The sequence below is a fragment of the Nocardia sp. NPDC059228 genome (assembly GCF_042754245.1).
Classification (GTDB): domain Bacteria; phylum Actinomycetota; class Actinomycetes; order Mycobacteriales; family Mycobacteriaceae; genus Nocardia.
Window position 1 is genome coordinate 1 of sequence record NZ_JBHZAL010000176.1, and the last position, 1038, is coordinate 1038.

Below are 1038 nucleotides of genomic sequence, written 5' to 3' on the forward strand. Positions count from 1 at the left end.
CTCGTGGCCATGGCCGCGTACGCGCGCAGCGCCACGGAGACCTTGCGCTCGCGTGCGACCGGCTCGTACACCCCGTTCAGCTCGTCCCGCCGGACCGCCAACTCGTCGTCCCCGACGAGCAGTTCGATCGAGCGGCCGGGGATGTCGATCCGGATGCGGTCGCCGTCGCGCACCAGCGCGATCGTCCCGCCGGACGCCGCCTCCGGTGAGGCGTGGCCGATCGACAGGCCCGACGTACCGCCGGAGAAGCGGCCGTCGGTGACCAGGGCGCACGCCTTGCCCAGGCCCCGGCCCTTCAGATACGACGTGGGGTAGAGCATCTCCTGCATGCCGGGGCCGCCGCGCGGACCCTCGTAGCGGATGACGATGACATCGCCCTCCTTGATCTCCTTACGGAGGATCTTCTCGACCGCCTCGTCCTGCGACTCGCAGACGACGGCCGGGCCTTCGAAGGTCCAGATCGACTCGTCCACGCCCGCCGTCTTCACGACACAGCCGTCGACGGCCAGGTTGCCCTTCAGTACGGCGAGTCCGCCGTCCTTCGAGTACGCGTGCTCCACCGAGCGGATGCAGCCGCCCTCGGCGTCGAGGTCGAGCGTGTCCCACCGCTCGGACTGGGAGAACGCGGTCGCCGAGCGCTTGCAGCCGGGCGCCGCGTGCCACAGCTCCACGGCTTCCTCGGAGGGTGAACCGCCGCGCACGTCCCAGGTCTTGAGCCAGTCGTCGAGCGTGTCGGAGTGCACCGAGTGCACGCCCTCCTCAAGGAGGCCGCCCCGGTACAGCTCGCCCAGGATGGCGGGGATACCGCCGGCCCGGTGGATGTCCTCCATGTAGTACGTGCCGCCGGGCGCCACGTTCGGCGCGACCTTCGCCAGGCACGGGACGCGCCGCGAGACGGCGTCGATCTCGTCCAGGCCGTAGTCGAGACCGCCCTCCTGGGCGGCGGCGAGCAGGTGCAGGATCGTGTTGGTGGAGCCGCCCATGGCGATGTCGAGCGCCATCGCGTTGTCGAAGGCCGCGCGGTTGGCGTTGCTGCGC

The 1038-nt window shown here is 70.9% G+C and carries 1 protein-coding gene; it reads right to left on the reverse strand.

What is annotated here, in order from left to right; all coding sequences use genetic code 11:
* Positions 1–1038: dihydroxy-acid dehydratase (locus ACFXKA_RS43300; protein ID WP_379431956.1), on the reverse strand; the 1038-nt coding region annotated here is incomplete at both ends.